General features: G+C 67.9%; 14 protein-coding genes. 8 read left to right on the top strand and 6 right to left on the bottom strand.

Translation table 11 applies throughout. The features are described 5' to 3' along the window. Positions 1–98 precede the first annotated feature (98 nt). The 5 genes from TY25_RS36685 to TY25_RS36665 form a co-directional block, all read right to left on the bottom strand. Positions 99–2,492 (bottom strand): ATP-binding cassette domain-containing protein, encoded by a 2,394-nt coding sequence (locus TY25_RS36685; protein WP_042264301.1) that lies wholly within the window; start codon positions 2,490–2,492, stop codon positions 99–101. A 78-nt stretch (positions 2,493–2,570) separates the two neighbouring features. Continuing rightward, complete coding sequence (locus TY25_RS36680) at positions 2,571–2,981, bottom strand: VOC family protein (protein ID WP_042264299.1); 411 nt, start codon at positions 2,979–2,981, stop codon at positions 2,571–2,573. 5 nt (positions 2,982–2,986) lie between these two features. Continuing rightward, on the bottom strand, positions 2,987–3,445 hold the full coding sequence (locus tag TY25_RS36675) for a helix-turn-helix transcriptional regulator (RefSeq protein ID WP_042264297.1): 459 nt from the start codon (positions 3,443–3,445) through the stop codon (positions 2,987–2,989). A gap of 171 nt (positions 3,446–3,616) precedes the next feature. After that, positions 3,617–4,762 carry a hypothetical protein gene (locus tag TY25_RS36670; RefSeq protein WP_042264295.1) on the bottom strand — a complete coding sequence of 382 codons (1,146 nt, stop codon included), beginning with the start codon at positions 4,760–4,762 and terminating at the stop codon, positions 3,617–3,619. 24 nt (positions 4,763–4,786) lie between these two features. Further along, the gene (locus TY25_RS36665; protein WP_042264293.1) at positions 4,787–6,373 is read right to left on the bottom strand and encodes a beta-N-acetylhexosaminidase; all 1,587 of its coding nucleotides are present in this window, start codon (positions 6,371–6,373) and stop codon (positions 4,787–4,789) included. A 464-nt stretch (positions 6,374–6,837) separates the two neighbouring features. Between TY25_RS36665 and TY25_RS43755 the strand changes: the two genes are divergently transcribed. The 5 genes from TY25_RS43755 (at position 6,838) to TY25_RS36640 (ending at position 13,024) form a co-directional block, all read left to right on the top strand. Further along, positions 6,838–8,601 (top strand): lytic transglycosylase domain-containing protein, encoded by a 1,764-nt coding sequence (locus TY25_RS43755; RefSeq protein ID WP_052383434.1) that lies wholly within the window; start codon positions 6,838–6,840, stop codon positions 8,599–8,601. Positions 8,602–8,612: 11 nt separating this feature from the next. Then, a complete protein-coding gene (locus TY25_RS36655) occupies positions 8,613–10,778 on the top strand; it encodes a hypothetical protein (protein WP_063602793.1) in 2,166 nt (721 codons plus the stop codon). A gap of 69 nt (positions 10,779–10,847) precedes the next feature. Next, complete coding sequence (locus TY25_RS36650) at positions 10,848–11,246, top strand: hypothetical protein (protein WP_042264287.1); 399 nt, start codon at positions 10,848–10,850, stop codon at positions 11,244–11,246. A 91-nt stretch (positions 11,247–11,337) separates the two neighbouring features. Then, the gene (locus TY25_RS36645) at positions 11,338–11,820 is read left to right on the top strand and encodes a cation:proton antiporter regulatory subunit (RefSeq protein ID WP_042264285.1); all 483 of its coding nucleotides are present in this window, start codon (positions 11,338–11,340) and stop codon (positions 11,818–11,820) included. A gap of 4 nt (positions 11,821–11,824) precedes the next feature. Next, positions 11,825–13,024, top strand: coding sequence for a cation:proton antiporter (locus TY25_RS36640; RefSeq protein WP_042264283.1), 1,200 nt, complete (start codon positions 11,825–11,827; stop codon positions 13,022–13,024). An 11-nt stretch (positions 13,025–13,035) separates the two neighbouring features. Here TY25_RS36640 and TY25_RS36635 read toward each other — a convergent pair whose 3' ends face one another. Next, positions 13,036–13,995 (bottom strand): alpha/beta fold hydrolase, encoded by a 960-nt coding sequence (locus TY25_RS36635; protein ID WP_042264281.1) that lies wholly within the window; start codon positions 13,993–13,995, stop codon positions 13,036–13,038. Positions 13,996–14,075: 80 nt separating this feature from the next. On the opposite strand from TY25_RS36635, the gene TY25_RS36630 reads away from it, so the two are divergent. From TY25_RS36630 to TY25_RS36620, 3 genes are all read left to right on the top strand, one after another. Beyond that, positions 14,076–14,687 carry a TetR/AcrR family transcriptional regulator gene (locus TY25_RS36630; RefSeq protein ID WP_042264279.1) on the top strand — a complete coding sequence of 204 codons (612 nt, stop codon included), beginning with the start codon at positions 14,076–14,078 and terminating at the stop codon, positions 14,685–14,687. Between the two features lie 26 nt (positions 14,688–14,713). Then, positions 14,714–16,765: a M3 family metallopeptidase gene (locus TY25_RS36625; protein WP_042264277.1), complete on the top strand. Its 2,052-nt coding sequence runs from the start codon at positions 14,714–14,716 to the stop codon at positions 16,763–16,765. A gap of 76 nt (positions 16,766–16,841) precedes the next feature. Next, on the top strand, positions 16,842–17,690 hold the full coding sequence (locus tag TY25_RS36620) for a GNAT family N-acetyltransferase (RefSeq protein WP_226887044.1): 849 nt from the start codon (positions 16,842–16,844) through the stop codon (positions 17,688–17,690). The last annotated feature ends 23 nt before the right edge of the window (positions 17,691–17,713 follow it).

Raw genomic sequence — 17,713 nt, 5'->3', positions numbered from 1 at the left:
GGCACAAGCGAATTCAGCACGATTGCCGACCGACGCCGTACGGCCCCACCCCCCGGGGGCCGTACGGCGTCGGTCTTTGTCTGCGGTACGTGCCTCGCTCAGGCGCCGACGTAGTCGGCGAGATGTTCTCCGGTGAGCGTGGACCGCGCCGCGACGAGTTCGGCGGGCGTGCCTTCGAAGACGATCTTGCCGCCGTCGTGGCCCGCGCCCGGCCCCAGGTCGATGATCCAGTCGGCGTGCGCCATCACGGCCTGGTGGTGCTCGATGACGATGACCGACTTACCGGACTCGACCAGGCGGTCGAGCAGGTTGAGCAGGTTCTCCACATCGGCGAGGTGCAGACCGGTGGTCGGCTCGTCGAGGACGTAGACCCCGCCCTTGTCGGCCATGTGCGTGGCCAGCTTGAGCCGTTGCCGTTCGCCGCCGGACAGCGTGGTGAGCGGCTGGCCGATGGTGAGGTAGCCGAGCCCGACATCGACGAGCCGCGCCAGGATGGCGTGCGCGGCGGAGATGCGCGCTTCGCCCGAGCCGAAGAACTCCTCCGCCTCGCGCACCGACATGGCGAGCACCTCGCTGATATCGCGGCCGCCGAGGTGATAATCCAGCACCGAGGCGTCGAATCGCTTGCCCTCGCACACATCACAGGTGCTCGCGGTACCCGCCATCATCCCGAGGTCGGTGTAGATCACGCCCGCGCCGTTGCAGTTCGGGCACGCACCTTCCGAATTCGCGCTGAACAGTGCGGGTTTGACATCGTTGGCCTTCGCGAACGCCTTACGGATCGGTTCGAGCAGCCCGGTGTAGGTGGCCGGGTTGCTGCGCCGCGAACCACGGATCGGCGTCTGATCCACGGCGACCACGCCTTCGGACGCCGGAATCGAGCCGTGCACGAGCGAGCTCTTGCCGGATCCCGCGACGCCGGTGACGACACACAGCACCCCGAGCGGAATGTCGACGTCGACGCCCCGGAGGTTGTGCCGCGTGGCATTCCGGATCTCCAGTGCGCCAGTGGGTTTACGCACCGACTCCTTGAGCGCGGCACGATCGTCGAAGTGCCGGCCGGTGATGGTGCCGCTGGCCCGCAGACCCTCGACCGAACCCTCGTAACAGATGGTGCCGCCGCCGGAACCCGCGCCGGGACCGAGATCGACCACGTGGTCGGCGATCGCGATCGTCTCCGGCTTGTGCTCCACGACGAGCACCGTGTTGCCCTTGTCCCGCAATTGCCGCAGCAGGTCGTTCATCCGCTGGATATCGTGCGGGTGCAGGCCGATGGTGGGCTCGTCGAAAACGTAGGTGACGTCGGTGAGCGCCGAGCCGAGGTGGCGAATCATCTTGACCCGCTGGGCTTCTCCGCCCGACAACGTGCCCGACGGCCGTTCCAGCGAGAGATAGCCGAGCCCGATCTCGACGAACGAGTCGAGGGTGGCCACCAGCGAATCGAGCAGCGGCTGGACCGACGGCTCTTTCAGTGCACGCACCCACTCGGCCAGATCGCGGATCTCCATCGCGCACAGGTCGGCGATGTTCTTGCGCTTGATCTTCGACGACCTGGCCTCTTCGCTGAGCCGAGTGCCCGCGCAGTCGGGACAGGTGGTGAAGGTGACCGCACGCTCGACGAACGCGCGGATGTGCGGCTGCATCGACTCCTTGTCCTTGGACAGGAACGATTTCTGAATCTTGGGGATCAAGCCCTCGTAGGTGAGGTTGACGCCGTCGACCTTGACCTTGACCGGTTCCTTGTAGAGGAAATCGTTGAGTTCCCGCTTGGTGTACTTGCGGATCGGCTTGTTCGGATCGACGAAGCCCGACTCGGCGTAGACGCGCACCGTCCAGAAGCTGTCCGACTTCCAGCCGGGGATGGTGAACGCGCCCTCGGCCAGCGACTTGGAGTCGTCGTAGAGCTGGGTGAGATCGATATCGGAGACCGAGCCGCGGCCTTCGCAGCGCGGGCACATGCCGCCGGTGATGCTGAAGCTGCGCCGCTCCCGGATGGTGCGCCCGGCCCGCTCGATGTTGACCGCGCCCGCGCCGCTGATCGAGGCGACGTTGAAGGAGTACGCCTGCGGCGAGCCGATATGCGGCTTGCCGAGCCTGCTGAACAGGATGCGCAGCATGGCGTTGGCGTCGGTGGCGGTGCCGACTGTGGAGCGCGGGTCCGAGCCCATCCGCTGCTGGTCGACGGTGATCACGGTGGTCAGCCCGTCGAGCACGTCGACCTCGGGCCGGGCCAGCGTCGGCATGAAACCCTGCACGAAACTGCTGTAGGTCTCGTTGATCAGCCGCTGCGATTCCGCGGCGATGGTGCTGAACACCAGAGAGCTCTTGCCCGAGCCGGAAACACCGGTGAACACCGTCAGCCTGCGCTTCGGTAGCTCGATGCTGACGTCCTTCAGGTTGTTCACGCGCGCGCCGACCACCCGGATCGCGTCGTGACTGTCCGCGGCGTGACGTGCGGCCTGCTTCGAGTTCGCCCTGGTGGCGCTGCTCATCCTGTCTCCATCTTGGTTGGGCGGGGCCGCGTGGGCACGGTGCCGGTGTGCCCGGCGCGACCCCGATCGCCGAATCGCTCAGCGCACTTGCTGAATACGGATCAAGTTGCCCGCGGGATCGCGGAAGGCACAGTCGCGCACGCCGTAGGGCTGGTCGGTCGGCTCCTGCACCACCTCGGCGTCGCCGGCCTGCACCTTCTCGAAGGTGTCGTCGACGTTCTTGGTCGCCAGCAGCAGCGCGCCGTAGGTGCCCTTGGCCATCATCTCGGTGACGACGCGGCGCTCTTCGTCGGTGATGCCGGGATCCGCAGCGGGCGGGTGCAGCACGATGGAGGTGCCGGGCTGGTCGGGCGGGCCGACGGTGATCCACCGCATGCCGTTGAACCCGACGTCCTTGCGCACCTCGAAGCCGAGCGTGTCGCGGTAGAACGCGATCGCGGCCTCCGGGTCGTCTTGCGGGAGAAAGCTGGAAAGAATGCTGATGTCCATGGCAATCACGCTAGATCCGGCTGCCGGGTCGACGCTTCTCGATTCCTGATCGGTCTGGTGACCTGTTTGGTGATGAAGGTCGGCATCTCCGTGGTCTGGTCGGCGATCGCCTTCCGGTACGCGCTCGGCGACATGCCGACCAACTCGGTGAAGCGCGTGCTGAAGGTGCCCAGCGAGGAGCAGCCGACCGCGAAGCAGATCTCGGTGACGCTGAGGTCGCCCCGGCGCAGCAGCGCCATCGCGCGTTCGATCCGGCGCGTCATCAGGTAGGAGTACGGCGACTCGCCGTAGGCGATCCGGAACTGGCGACTGAGATGCCCGGCCGACATGTGCGCGTCGCGGGCGAGCGCCTCGACGTCGAGCGGCTGTGCGTACTCCCGGTCGATGCGATCGCGGACTCGCCGCAACCGGGCGAGATCACGCAGGCGGTCCGCCTCGGATGTACTGCTCACCTGCGTGATCATCGCACATCGGCAGGACAGCCGACCTAGGACCGACCCGCACGGGTAGCGCCGTAGCAAATCATTGCCATGGCGTCTTTCGGCCATGCGACGGTCGGCGCGCACAGGGCGATTCCCGGTGACGGGGCCGGCGCGGCCCCGTCACCGGGAATCCATTCGGGACGGTTGCGGGGGTCAGTCGCGGATGTTCTTCATCTGGTCGTACTGCTCCTTGGTCATCTCGTCGGGGGAACGCTCGGGCAGCCTGCGCGACTCGGGGCCGACGGTGCCGATGCTGCCGCCGTCGAATACCACTGACGCCCAATTGTTCTGGGCCCGCAGGGTGTTGTAGCTACCGTCGTTGTTGATGCTGCTGCGCACCGAACCGGAGGCGATGGAGCCGTTGCAGTTCCAGTCGATCGGCTGGTCGGCCGCGCCGGTCCGCTTACGGGAGCCGTCGGGGCAGAAGTAGACCGTGCGCCAGCCCGCGGACACCGGGCCCATGCCCTGCCGCTCCTGCAGCGCGGTTTCGTCCAGCGCAGGCGGATTCACGCTGGAGTAGCCGAAATACGACGTGCCGTCGGTCTTCGGCACACCGGCGAACTGGAAGCTGTAGTTCATCACGCTGAGGTAGTTCGGCTTGTAGTTGGTGTGATCCACGCCGCCGTGTTTGAGCCCCAGGTTGTGGCCGAGTTCATGGATGAACGTGCCCACGTTCTCGTTGTCGTCCGGCGTCCAGTTGCACTTCGGGCCGAGTGCCACGATGAAGGTGTCGGCCGGGATGCCCAGCGAGATACCGCTGCTGCATCCGTTGTCGTACGAGTCGGCCCAGATCATGTAGTGGAAGATGCGCGACCGGTTGGCGGCGAAGTTGGTTCGCTTGATGGCCGCCACCTGGCTGTCCACCGGCGACAGGTTGTTGTCGTAGGGCACCTGGTTGCCGCCGCCGAGGTTGTAGGCGGCGCCCCGGGCATTACCGGCGTCCAGGTGGATCTTGATCCCGTTGCGCCCGTCCGGGTTGGTCACCGGCGAGGTGGCGAACACCGCGACGACGCGATCGAGCGCGGCGGTGGTCGGCAGGCGACCGCTCATGTAGTCCATCTCGACGAAGAGATCCTTGTGCTTCGGATCCGCGCCCATGGCCGGAAGATCCACATCGATCTTCCCGTCACCGTTGGCGTCGTAACCCTTCGTCTCCCATTCGTCGCTGAGTCCGTCACCGTCGGTGTCCACGGCGGGCGCCTGGGCCTGTGACTCGGCGAGTGCGGTCGGGACGGTGACCGTGCCCAAGGCGGACAGTAGGGCGAAGCAAGCGACGAGAGCTGATCTGTAAAGCGACACTTCGAACTCCTTTCGGGTATCCGGCTATTTCCAATCCACCTGCGGCGAGCGGTAGAAGTTGATGCCCTGCGCGGCCCAGATCAGCCCTTGCTTGGCCAGTCGCGCGCGGTAGCTGTCCCAGTTGTGCGTCGCGGCCGGGGACCAGCCGATCTCGGCCGCACCCGCCAAGCGCGGGAAGGCCATGAACTCGATGTCGGCGCTGGTCCGCAGGGTCTCCGACCACAGCGGGGCCTCGATGCCGATGACCTGCTTCTCCGAGACGCCCTGCAGGAAGGTCACCGGATCCCAGTTGTAGGCGTCCTTCACCTCGACATAACCGGCCCAGTGCAGGCCGAGCGGGGTATTGGGGTTGTATTTCATGTCCAGGTAGGACTTGTTGGCCGGCGACATCAGGACCTTGTTGCCCCGGGCCGCCGCGGCGGCGACATCGGCGTTGGTGTTGGCCGGATCCCAGTACTGCGCGATGGTCGAGGTCGGCGGGTTGGTGACGACGATGTTGTGCCAGCCGATGGCCTTCTTGTCGTAGGTGGCCAGCATCGGCGAGACCTTGTCGTAGAAAGTCTGGTAGTCCGCGGGCGAGGTGGAGTGCGCCTCGTCGCCGCCGATGTGCAGGTACGGGCCGGGGGTCATGGCGGCGAGCTCGCGGATGACGTCCTCGACGAACTTGTAGGTGATCGGCTTGCCGATGCACAGCGAGCTGTAGCCGACCTCGATATCGGTACGCGGCGGCACCGGCTTTCCGTCGCAGTTCAATTCGCCGTAGGAGGCCTGCGCGGCGTTGGTGTGGCCGGGCATGTCGACCTCGGGGATCACCGTGATGTGCCGGGACGCGGCGTAGGCGACGATGTCGCGGTACTGCTCCTGGGTGTAGTAACCGCCCGGGTCGCCGCCCACCGCGGTCTGGCCGCCGATCTCGGCGAGCTTGGGCCAGCTCTTGATCTCGATCCGCCAGCCCTGGTCATCGGTCAGGTGCAGGTGCAGCGTGTTGATCTTGTACTGGGCGATCTGATCGATGTAGCGCTTGACCTGGTCGGGCTTGAAGAAATGCCGGGCCACATCGAGCATCGCCGCGCGGTGCGCGAACCGGGGGTAGTCCACAACTTCACCACCGGAGACGATCCAATCCTGTTTCTGCACAGTGGTTTTGTTGATCGAGGCGGGGAAGAGCTGACGCAGCGACTGCACGCCGCCGAACAGGCCGGCGGTGGTGTTCGCCCGCAGCGTGACACCGCGTTTGGTCACCGAGAGCTGATAGCCCTGGTCGCCCACGCGCGGGCCGGCGTCGCCGAGTTGCAGGGTGATCCCGGACTTGGCCAGATCGTGCCGCTCGACCACCGGCAACCGAAAACCGGTGGCGGGCCGCAACAATGCGGCCAGATATTCGGCGACCGGCTTGGCCTGGTGTTCGGCGCGAATAACGCTGTCGGCGGCGAGCTTGAAATTCGCCTTGGTGTCCGGCCGAGCCTGAACGGGCACGGGAACGATATCGGTCACGCCACGTTCGGTAGCCGGCGGCTTGTCCGCCGCGGCGGTAGCGGTCAGGCCGGGTAGCACAAGGGCGATGAGCGCGATTACCGCGCCGAAAACATAGGGGAAAAACAACTTCCGCATTGCGGACCTCCGAATGAACAGCAGGGTGCACACAGCAGTATGGGTCAGCGCCCGAGTTCCGACTGGGGACCGCAGAACTGGGGATACCTGCCGGTCGGACCGTAATTCAGGGCGGCGGAAGCGGTTCGGCGTCCTCCCCAGTGGGACTGGGGAATCCGTGCCCGCACATTTCGTGTCATGATTGCGCCGCTTGTTCGCCAACCGCACGACAGGAGTACCGGCGCCTACTGAGACATCCACTCGTACAACACTTCTCGATTACACCCGTCGACACCTTCGGGGTGAATTGTGGTGGTCAGCGAAATGCGGATGTCCCGGTAGATATTCGCGTGCGTGCTTTGCGTCGATGACGAACTTTCGGAAATCGTGGTGGTGCCGCGCAAGTCGCCGCCCGCGCTGTAGACGTACGAGAGATTGGTGTGCCGATGCGAATGTCCGGTCCATTTACCGTATCCGCGCTGGCAATGACCGGGTTGCTGATGACCGGCTCGGCCGCGCACACCGCGCCGCCCGCACACGCACCCGACAGCACGCTCGCGGCCGCGACCACCTCCACCGACCAGACCTACCCGGTCACCGACCAGTCGGCGAGCGTCACGCCCACCGGCACCGAACAACTCGGTGACTCGTCGACGGAAACTCCGCTGTCCGAGGGTGATTCGCTGATCAACGGCCCGTTGGACCTGCAGGACGTCGAGGTGCCGCAGGACGGCACCCGCGGCATCCCGGAGCCGCTGCTCGCCGCCTACCGCAACGCCGAACTGTCCGCGGAATCATCGATGCCCAAATGCGGCCTGCCCTGGTATCTGCTGGCCGGTATCGGCAAGGTGGAGTCCAATCACGCGGCCAACGGGCGGATCGACGAGAAGGGCACCACCAAGGGCACCATTTTCGGCCCCGCGCTGGACGGCACCCTGCCCGGCAACGAGATCATCAAGGCCAGCGACGGCAGTTTCGTGCGCGCCGTCGGCCCGATGCAGTTCCTGCCGGGCACCTGGGCGATCTACGCCGCCGACGGCGACGGCGACGGCAACACCGACCCGAACAACGTCTTCGATGCCACGCTGGCCGCGGGTAAATACCTCTGCTCGGGTGGACTGGACCTGCGCGATCCGCAGCAGGAGATGCGAGCGGTGTTGCGCTACAACAATTCCCGCGACTACGCGACGCTCGTGCTGAGCTGGGCCAACGCCTACAAGACCGGCGGTGCGACGCCGGTGGAGATCTCGGCCGCCGTGCCGGACAGCATGCCCGACGGCAGTATGCCCGAGGGCACCGGCTCGAGCATGGTGGTGGACGATCCGGCCGCGCTCGCCCCGCCCGCTGATCCGCCGGCCGATCCGGCGGCGCCCACGACGACCGAGACGCCGTCCACCACGCCCGCGCCGACGACCACGGTGGAGCCCACCGGTACCGCGACCCCCAACGGCACGTTGACGCTGCAGATCCATGTCCTGATCAATGTCCCCGGCCGGGGACAGATCCCGTGCGGGATCTTCTGCACGCCCCCGGCGCCCGGCACACCGGCGCCCAAACCCGGCCCGCTGCGCCTGCCCGGACCGCCGCCGACGATGCCGCTGACGATCCCCGGCTTGCCGGACAACAAGCGGCCGACCACGACGGTGCCGGTGCCCCCGAAGACCTCCGCCCCGGCCACGACCACCACACCGGCGCCGACCACCAGCACACCGCCGCCGGTGACGACGCCGCGCACAACCACGCCGACTACCTCCCCCAGCACCACCGTGCCGACCGTCGTCGAGCCGAAGTCGCAGCGAACACCGTCCACGGCACCGGGTTCGAGCCCGGCCCGGCCCGCGCCGACCTCGACCGCGACGCCGCCACCACCCGCACCAGCCGTAGCGCCCCCGCCCGCCGCGGCACCCTCGGCACAGCAGTCCGCGCCCGCACCGCAGCAACCACCGGCCGCGCAGTCGCAACCGGCGCAGCAGCCGCAGGCTGTACAGCCCCCTGCGGCGCCACCCGCGACCAAGCAGCCCACGGCGCCCGCACCGGCCCCGACCACTGCCGAACCGAAGCCGACGCCGGCGAAACCCGCGCCGACTCCGGCCAAACCGGTACCCACCACCACGCCGCCCCCACCCGATAAACGGCCGCTTTTGTCCGGATTCTTGCCCCGTTCACTCCGTGCGAATACGATCTGGCGCTCGTGGGAGCAACTGCGGTGGACGCGTCGCGGAAAGACACGCGAATCTGGGGAGCGGTAACCGTAGTCGGAGTGATCGCCGGGTACGCGGCGGTCCTGCTGGCCGACGCTCGGCACTACTACACCGACGACACCGAGGCGCAGTACGCGCCGATGTGGGTGGCCCTCGGCACGCACCTGCGGGAGGGACGTTTCCCCGCGCTGGTGCCCTGGGAATGGATGGCGGGCAACTACTCCCTGGAGGAAGCCGGCCTCTACAACCCGCCCCAACTGCTCGTGCACCTGCTCGCGCCCTCGATGGACAACCTGGCCGTGTACGCCACGGCCGTGAAGCTGATCTTCTCGATCATCGCCGCGCTCGGCGTGTTCCGGATCTGCCGCGCCTACGGTGCGCACGCCCCGTGGGCGGCGCTGGCCGGTGTGGCCTTTCCACTGAGTGGTTGGTTCCTCTTCTTCGATCAGGCCAGCTGGATGACCTCGCACACCGCCACCGCATGGCTCGTGCACGCCTGGGCCTCGGCGGTGTACTACGCGCGCGGACGCAGCGGTCCGATCCCGGTCTTCGTCTTCCTGTACCTGACCCTGACCGTCCAATACGCTTTTCCCGCAGTCGAAGCCGGGTTGATGATCGCGGCCGTCGTGGTCGGCGAGGTCATCCACCAGCGCCGCTGGGGGCCTTCGCTGCGGCTGATGGCGGCGGCGGGGTGCGCCGCGCTGGCGGCCATGGCGGCCAACCTGCCCGGCATCCTCTCCTCGCAGGTGACCTGGCGGGGCAACGCCAAGATCCACAATGATCCGTTCCTGACCGTGCCCTGGTCGGAGTCGTTGAACGCGAGCCTGCCGAGCACGACGCCCGCGTTCACCGCGTGGTGGGGGCACGTGCAGCCGTTGCCGATGGTCTATATCGCGTGGTTCCTGATTCCCGCGCTGGCCTTCATCGGCTGGCATGCCGCGGCGCGTTCCGCGCGCGAGTTCAGCGGAATCGCGATCTTCGCCGCGGCCATGCTGATGTGGACGGCCGGGCCCGGTGCGGTCGGCCCGCTGCGCTGGCCCGCCCGCGTGCTGCCCATGCTCGCCATCGCGCTGCTCGTGCTGGTCTGCGTATTGCTCAGCCGCCACGGCACTTTCGCGTCCTGGCGGCGGCGCGGCACGGCGGCCGCCGTGCTGATCGCGCTGCTGTTCGTGCGCTCGTTCTCGGCGGCGCCCGCGCTGGTGCTGCGGCATCTGCTCGCGGCCGCGGTGGTGCTCGCGGTCGGCGCCGCGACACTGTGGCTGCTGCGCAACCGCGGACCGGCACTGGCGTGCGCGCTGGCCATCTTCGTGATGTTCCCGATCGCCTATGCCCAGGTGCGCAGCGCACCCGAGACGCCGATGTCCTACAACTTCCCCGAGCGGCGGTCCGACATGACCGCGGCCTTCCCCGATTTCGACGGTCTCACTCTGCAACTCGCCGACCGCGCGGTGCTCGGCCCGCAGGACCGCTCGCTCGCCGGTGCGTACGGTTCGCTCGCGATCGGCAACTACGCGAAGAATCTGCAGTCCCGCTACGTCAACGGGTACACCCCGATCGGCCACGCGCCGTTCGCCGGGGTGCTGTGCATGGCCTGGGACGGCAGCACCTGCCCGGACGCATTCCGGCGCGCCTTCGAGACCGAACCGAGCACCGGCACCACGATTGTCGACCTGATGCAGGTCGATCGCGTTGTGCTGCACCGAGCCCAGTATCCGGACACGCGTAACTCGCCCGCGCCCAACGGCTGGCGGTGGGTCGACTACCCGGGCCACGAGCGCTACATCTCGGTCCTGGAACGCGTGCCCGGTGCGCAGCCCGCGCGCAACGGCGCGATCGCCGCCACCGCGGCGGGCGTGCGCGCCACCGCGCTCTCCGACGGTGACTACACCAGCCGGGCCACGGTGAGTTCCGCGAACGGCGGCCGGGTCGTGTTCGCCCGGCTCGCCTGGCCGGGGTATCGAATCACCTTGAACGGCCAGGAGATTCCGACCGCCGCCGTCGCGAAGACCTTCCTCGCCGCGGACCTCCCGGCGGGCACCCGCAACGCCGAACTCACCATCACCTGGCGCCCGCCGGGGTGGCAGATCAGCATCGGGACGGCCTTGCTCGGCCTCGCCGGGATCGGCGTGCTCCAGTACTACCGTTCGCGTCGGCGCGACCTGGACACCCCGCCGGAGACACCGGCGCAGGAGCCGACCTCCGCGCTGGTCGGCGCGGACACCTAGGACCGACCGCGCTGGATATGATCTCCGGAGCGAACCCGACCGCGCTACCGAGATCGAGATCCGCCGCTGATGTCCGCACATCCCCACCTGGCCGACGTGGTCGCCGCCCTGCACTTCGATCTCGCCGAATGGCTGAGTTCGAACGCACCGCCCAAGGTGTTCGACCGGTTCGCCAACGCGCTGCACGACGGGTTCTCCGCGGTGACCACGGTCGGCCAGGTGGTCGACCGGGACACCCTGCTCGCCGGTGTGTGGTCGGCGAAGAACAGCCAGCCCGGCCTGGAAATCGAGGTCACCGGCCTCGAGGAGCTCGCGCACAGCGGCAAGATCGTCACCGTCCGCTTCGTCGCGGAGAACAGCCTGGCCGAGGTGCGCACCCGCCGTTTGGTCACCGCCATCCTGTTCGTCGCCGACCACGGCTATCTGTGGCGCTCGGTGCACGAGACCGCCGTGCCCGCCGCCGAGTGAATCCGTCGGAAGCGGCCCGCCCCAGTCGTCCCGTTTGGTACCAAAGGTAAAGAAAAGGTAAGGTACCGGTCAGGATCGGATGGGGTTTGCAGTGAACATAGAGGTGACATCGCTGCCGGGAATCGGTGTGCGAAAAGACTCTCCGCTGACGAAATTGGGCCGTCGCATCGGCGTCGTCGAACACCGTGACGGCACCATCGACCTGATCTACACCAAACTCGGCGACCCGGACACCACCGTCCAGATACCGCTGACCGCCAAGGAGGCGGGTGTCCTGGCCAACCTGCTCGGCGCCCCGCAGCTGGTGTCCCAACTGCTGAAGGAACACCGCGGCATGGCCGGGGTGCGGACCAGGACGATGCCGATCATCGGCGGCTCCCCCTACGACGGACGCACCCTCGGCGAGACCGAGATGCGTAGCCGGACAACGGCTTCCACCGTCGCCGTGATGCGCGCCGGTCAAGTGCAGCCCTCCCCCGGGCCGGATTTCACGTTCACCGCGGGCGATCTGCTCGTCGTCGTCGGCACCGACGAGGGCCTGGACGCCGCCGCCGAGATCCTGACGGACGGGTGAGCCGATGGTGATCGAGGGAACCGCAATGGCGCTCATCCAGCTGGGCGCAGTCTTCTTCGGGCTGGGCGTGCTCGGCCGGATCGCGGCCCGGATCGGCCTGTCGCCGATTCCGCTGTACCTGCTCGGCGGACTGGTCTTCGGCACCGGCGGTCTGGTCGAGTTGCATCAGGTGGACGAGTTCATCCATCTCGCCAGCGAGATCGGCGTCGTGCTGCTGTTGCTCCTGCTGGGGTTGGAGTACACGGCCGCCGAGCTGGTGACCGGGATGCGAAGATCCTGGCCGGCCGGACTGCTCGATATCGCGCTCAACGCCACCCCCGGGGTGATCGTCGCGCTCGGCCTCGGCCTGGGCGTGACCGGAGCGATCGCGATGGCCGGGGTCACCTATATCTCGTCCTCGGGCATCGTGGCGAAGGTGTTGAACGACCTCGGCCGCCTCGGCAACCGGGAGACACCGGTCATCCTGTCGATCCTGGTGTTCGAAGATCTCGCGATGGCCGCGTATCTGCCGGTGCTCACGGCGGTGCTGGCAGGCGTCGGTCTGCTCGCGGGCCTGAAGACGCTCGGCATCGCGCTCATCGCGGTCACCATCGTGCTCGTCATCGCGCTGCGCTACGGGAAGTACGTCTCCGCCGTCGTCGCCAGCGACGACCGGGAAGTGTTCCTGCTCAAGCTGCTCGGCGCGGCGCTGCTGGTGGCGGGTCTCGCCTCGGCGGTGCAGGTGTCCGCGGCGGTCGGCGCCTTCCTGCTCGGCATCGCCATCTCGGATTCCACCGCGCACAGTGCGACCAAGATTCTCGAACCCCTGCGCGACCTGTTCGCCGCGATGTTCTTCGTGCTCTTCGGCCTGTCCACCGATCCGGCGAGCATTCCGCCGGTGCTCGGCTGGGCGGTGTTGCTCGCGGTGGTGACGACCGCGACAAAGATCGCCACCGGCTGGTGGGCCGCCAAGCGGGCCGGTGCCACCACCCTCGGCCGCGCCCGCGCCGGGACCGCGCTCGTCGCCCGCGGCGAGTTCTCCATCGTCATCGCCGGCCTGGCGGTGGCCGCCGGTGCGCTGCCCGCCGAATTCGCCGCCCTGGCCACCACTTACGTGCTGCTGATGGCGATCCTCGGACCCATCGGTGCGCGCATCGTCGAGCCGGTGGTGCGGCGCTTGATCATCCGGCCGCCACGACCGCAGGCCGATCTCGCGACCGAGTAGGCCGCACCGGATCACCGGTGCGCGTCGAGGAATGCGGCGGTGTCGGCGGCGATCTCGTCCGGGTATTCGCCGTTGATCGCGTGGCTGGCTTGGTCGTAACGACGCACCGTCGCGTGGCTCAGCGTGGCCTCGGCCTGCCGGGCCGCGGCGGCCGCATCGTGGATGACCGACCGGCCCGCGAGGATGACCAGGAACGGCATCGTCAGGCTGCGCAGCTGGTCGTCGGTGAACTGCTCGGGCGTGGGCAGTTTCATGGCGTAGTGCCGCATACCCGACTCGATGAGGTCGGCGACCGCGACATCCTCGACCGGCGCGCCGCCGGCGGTCCAGCTGTTGAAGGAGTCACGCCAGCTCTTCGGAAACCAGCGCACGGACGCGGGAATCGAACGCAGGATCGTCTCGAGCGGCATGGGCGCGAAGGTCATCGCCGGATCCAGCGCGATCACCCCGGCGATCTTCTCCGGCTGGTGGATCGCGAGATTCGTCGCGGTCCACCCGCCGATCGAGACACCGAACAGGTACACCTTCGGCTCGGGCAGCGCCGCCAAGGCCTGATGCAGCCAGCGGGCTTGGTCGCGATGACTTTCGATCGGCCGGTCCTGGATGCTCGCGCCCGGCTCGCCGAGCAGGTCGAGGGTGTAGACCGTGCGCAGCTTCCGCAGCGAGGGCAGATTGGCGGCCCACATCGGCGAGGACGCGGCATGGCCGGGCAGCAGCACGAGCGGCGGCTCGGATGGGTTCGCCCCGTCGAAACGGTACATCCGCACCACGCCGAACTCGGTGCGCAGATCCAAGGTGGCGTTCGGCGTGGGCAGGTCCCGCATCGCCCGGTCATACGCGCTGAAGAACTGGTCCCGGCCCGCGGCGGAGGTGAAGTGGCCGACCGGGGCGGTGTCGCGCAGGGCGAGCCAGGCCAGTAAGCCGAGCGAGACCGTCGCGCCCGCGAACATCAGGAGTCTTTTACGTCGCATGACTATCAAAATAGGACATTGATGTCTCATTAACAACACCTTATGTCTCATCGCGCCGATCTGGATGCTACTGTTCCGCCATGGTCAGGAGCGGGACGGCAGACGCGCAATCGATCGCGTCGAGCGGCCCGCGCGCCCGCACCCGGACCGCCATCATGACCGCGGCGCTCACGGTCTGGGCGCGTGATTTCACCGCCGCGCTGAGCGATATCGCCGAGCGCGCCGAAGTATCCCGCAGCACGCTGCACCGCTACTTCCCCGAGCGGCAGGATCTCGTCGACGCCGTCCTGCTCGACTCGCTGCAGACCATCGACACGATCGCCCGCGCCGCGGACGACGGCACCCGCTCGCCCCTGGACCACCTCATCTATCTGCTGCGCTCCTTCGTCGAAGTCGCCGACAACGTGGTCTTCCTCTTCACCGATCCGGGCCGCTTCACCGGCAACCCGCACTGGGGCGATACCGGCGACGCGTCACTGCGCCCCCTCATCGCCGCCGCGCAAGCCGACGGCGCACTCGATCCGGACCTGCCCACCGAATGGGTCGAAGGCATCTTCAACGCGCACCTCTACGTCGCTGCCACCACAGCCCAGCAGGCGAATGTGCCCAAGCACGTGATCGCCGACAATGCCATCCGTACCTTCCTCGGCGGCGTCGCCACCCGCAGGCCCGCCGCCGACGAAGCCAGGTAATGCGCGCGGCGGCATAGAGTTTCCCCATGACGAGCAACCCGTTCTTCGAGCGCAGCACGCTGCCCTACCAGTTGCCTCCGTTCGCCCTGATCCGTGAGGAGCACTACCTGCCCGCGTTCGAGCGCGGCATGGCCGAGCAGCTCGCGGAGATCGCCGCCATCACTGCCCTCGACACGGTGCCCACCTTCGCCGATACCGTTGTGGCACTGGAGCGTTCCGGCAGCCTGCTGACCCGGGTGGCCAACGTCTTCTTCAACATCGCCTCCTCGAATTCCACCCCCGGCACCGACGCGATCGAAGCCGAGATCTCGCCGCGCCTGGCCGCGCACCGGGACGCCATCTTTCTCGATCCGGCCCTCTTCGCGCGGATCGAATCGCTACACGAGCGCGCGGCCGAACTCGAATCGACCGCCGAGGAATCCCGGCTGCTGACCGAGTATCACACCAGGTTCGTCCGCGCGGGCGCGCGCCTCGGCCCCGGCGAGCAAGCGCGGCTGCGCGAGCTGAACAGCGAGTTGGCCACCGCCGCAACCGAATTCGGGCAGAACATCCTCGCCTCGACGAACGCCGCCGCGCTGGTGCTCGACCGCACCGAGGAACTGGCCGGGCTCACCCCCGCCGCCGTCACCGCCGCCGCCGAGAACGCCCGGGCGCTCGGTCATGCCGGCGCCTGGGCGCTGCGCCTGCAGAACGTCTCCAATCAGCCCGTGCTCGCCGAACTGGAGAATCGCGACGTCCGGCAGCGCGTGATGACAGCCTCGCTGAGCCGCGGTTTCGGTGCGGACGAGCCGAATCACGCGCTCGCCGTCCGGATCGCCGCCCTGCGCGCCGAGCGGGCCGCGCTGCTCGGCTACCCGGATCACGCCGCGTACGCGGTGGCCGATCAGACCGCTAAAACCGTTGCGGCGGTAGAAGATATGCTTGCGAAGTTGGTGCCGCCCGCGGTCGCCAACGCCGAACGCGAGGCCGCCGAGCTGGCGGCGACGATGCGCGCGGCAAACGGTGCGCCGGACGGCGAACTCCACTCGTGGGATTGGCAGTTCTGGTCGGAAAAGGTCCGGGCCGAACAGTTCTCGGTCGACAGCGAGGCCCTGCGCCCGTACTTCGAACTGAACCGGGTACTGCGCGACGGCGTCTTCTTCGCCGCCGAAAAGGCCTACGGGATAACCCTTGTCGAACGCGAGGACCTCGTCGGATACCACCCGGAAGTGCGGATCTTCGAGGTCTTCGACGCCGACGGCGCCCCGCTCGGGTTGTTCCTCGGCGACTTCTTCGCCAGGCCCGCCAAGCGCGGCGGGGCCTGGATGAACGAGTTGGTCAGCCAGTCGCACCTGCTCGACCAGCGCCCGGTGGTGGTCAACAACCTCAATATCGCGAAACCGCCCACCGGCGAGCCTGCCCTGCTGACCTGGGACAACGTCCGGACGCTGTTCCACGAGTTCGGCCACGCCCTGCACGGTCTGTTCTCCGACGTGCGCTTTCCGTTCTTCGCCGGCACCGAGGTACCCCGGGATTTCGTCGAGTTCCCGTCCCAGGTCAACGAGATGTGGATGGCCAGGCCGGAAATACTGGCGAACTACGCGCGTCACATCGAGACCGGTGCGCCGATGCCTGCCGCCTTGATCGAGCGGATGGCGGCGGCCGAGCGTTTCGGCACCGGCTTCCGCACGGTGGAGTATCTCGGTGCGGCGCTGCTGGATTGGGCATGGCACCGGGTGCCGGACGCCGACGCGCTGGCGGGCACCGACGCCGAAGCGTTCGAGGCGGCGGCCTTGCAGCGGGCGGGCCTGGCCATGGCGACGATTCCGCCGCGGTACCGCACAGCGTATTTCGCGCACATCTTCTCCGGCGGCTATGCGGCGGGCTACTACTCCTACATCTGGAGCGAGGTCCTGGACGCGGACACGGTCGAGTGGTTCACCGACGGCGCGGCCACCCTCCGCGACAAAGGCGAGGTGTTCCGGCGCGAATTGCTCGCGCGCGGCGGCTCGGTCGATCCGATGGCCGCCTTTGCGGCGTTCCGCGGTCGGACGCCCGAGATCGAGCCGCTGCTGGTCCGGCGAGGGCTGACCGGCTGAGCGCGCGGAAATTCGGTGTCCCCGTTTTCCGCCGATCGGTAGCGTGACCGACATGGACTCCGTTGCGGTCAGACTCATGCGCACGACGGACGTGCCGGGGGCGGAACGGGCGTCCGGCCTCGGTTTTCTCGAAGTGGACCGGCACTATCGGCGAGTCGACGAGCCGGAACCGGAACCGCGATCGGAGGCCGACGCGAAGCAGTGGTCGGATCGGTTGCGCTATTTCCTGACCGCGGATCCGGCGGGCTGCTGGGTGGCCACGCGCGACGACGAGGTGGTCGGCCTCGCAGTGTCGCAGAATCGGGAACAGCTCTGGTATCTGGCGTCTTACGTGGTGCTGCCGGGCCAGCAGGGCACCGGCATCGGCAAGCGGCTGATGGACGCGGTGCTCGCGCACGCGGGCGACCGCGCGGGGATGATCTCGGCGTCCGGGCACCCGGGCGCGACCCGGCGCTATCGACTGGCGGGATTCTCGCTGCACCCGCAGATGCGCATGGTCGGCACGGTCGATCGTTCGACGCTACCTGCCGTCACCGGTGTGGCCGAGGGCACCGCCGAAGACTTCGACTGGATGGATCGACTCGACCAGCAGTTGCGCGGCGCGGGGCACGGCCCCGATCACGGCTACCTGCTGGGCGCCAACCGGCTCGTCGTCTCGCGCGCCGAACCCGGCTACGTCTACCTCGACGCACACGGCAATACGAAACTACTGGCCGCCGGGCAGCCGGACACCGCGCGAAAGCTGTTGTGGGAGGCGCTCGCCACGGCACCGGGCGCGATGATGGTCAATTCGATCACCACCGCCAACGAATGGGCGATCGATGTCGGGCTCGCGGCCCGCCTCGACCTGTTCCAGGAGGGGTATCTGGCGCTACGGGGAATGACCGAGCCGAGGCCCTATCTGATCAACGGCGCGTTCCTCTGAGTGCTCGCGGTACGTCTCGGTAC

This window comes from Nocardia brasiliensis NBRC 14402 (genome assembly GCF_000308475.2).
GTDB lineage: Bacteria > Actinomycetota > Actinomycetes > Mycobacteriales > Mycobacteriaceae > Nocardia > Nocardia brasiliensis.
This window is presented reverse-complemented; position numbering and strand designations above follow the sequence as displayed.

Bases quoted from the DNA above. Each gene is read 5' to 3' on its own strand.
- TY25_RS36685 (WP_042264301.1), bottom strand. From the start codon at position 2,492: ATGAGCAGCGCCACCAGGGCGAACTCGAAGCAGGCCGCACGTCACGCC.
- TY25_RS36680 (WP_042264299.1), bottom strand. From the start codon at position 2,981: ATGGACATCAGCATTCTTTCCAGCTTTCTCCCGCAAGACGACCCGGAG.
- TY25_RS36675 (WP_042264297.1), bottom strand. From the start codon at position 3,445: ATGATCACGCAGGTGAGCAGTACATCCGAGGCGGACCGCCTGCGTGAT.
- TY25_RS36665 (WP_042264293.1), bottom strand. From the start codon at position 6,373: ATGCGGAAGTTGTTTTTCCCCTATGTTTTCGGCGCGGTAATCGCGCTC.
- TY25_RS43755 (WP_052383434.1), top strand. From the start codon at position 6,838: ATGACCGGGTTGCTGATGACCGGCTCGGCCGCGCACACCGCGCCGCCC.
- TY25_RS36650 (WP_042264287.1), top strand. From the start codon at position 10,848: ATGTCCGCACATCCCCACCTGGCCGACGTGGTCGCCGCCCTGCACTTC.
- TY25_RS36640 (WP_042264283.1), top strand. From the start codon at position 11,825: ATGGTGATCGAGGGAACCGCAATGGCGCTCATCCAGCTGGGCGCAGTC.
- TY25_RS36635 (WP_042264281.1), bottom strand. From the start codon at position 13,995: ATGCGACGTAAAAGACTCCTGATGTTCGCGGGCGCGACGGTCTCGCTC.
- TY25_RS36630 (WP_042264279.1), top strand. From the start codon at position 14,076: ATGGTCAGGAGCGGGACGGCAGACGCGCAATCGATCGCGTCGAGCGGC.
- TY25_RS36625 (WP_042264277.1), top strand. From the start codon at position 14,714: ATGACGAGCAACCCGTTCTTCGAGCGCAGCACGCTGCCCTACCAGTTG.
- TY25_RS36620 (WP_226887044.1), top strand. From the start codon at position 16,842: ATGCGCACGACGGACGTGCCGGGGGCGGAACGGGCGTCCGGCCTCGGT.